General features: G+C 68.9%; 1 pseudogene. It reads right to left on the bottom strand.

Annotated elements, in window-relative coordinates:
* A pseudogene (locus KJQ96_RS39930) lies at positions 1-209 on the bottom strand (hypothetical protein); the annotation flags it as partial.

The following is a 209-nucleotide window of genomic DNA, read 5'->3' as shown; positions in this document are numbered from 1 at the left end:
CCGTCGCGGTAGATCGAGACGCGTCCCGGCAACAGCGGCGCGTCCTCGTTCTGCTTGAAGCTCGCCTCGAGGAACGCGGTCGGGTCCTTCACCGGGGCGGCGCGGACCGCGAGATCGGGCGCGAGCGTCGCGCTAGTGACACGCAGGCTCTTGGCGCCTTCGCTGGCACCGAGGCTGACGCGGCCGGGAATTTTGAACACCACCTGGAA

The organism is Bradyrhizobium sp. sGM-13 (genome assembly GCF_018398875.1).
GTDB lineage: Bacteria > Pseudomonadota > Alphaproteobacteria > Rhizobiales > Xanthobacteraceae > Bradyrhizobium.
This window is presented reverse-complemented; position numbering and strand designations above follow the sequence as displayed.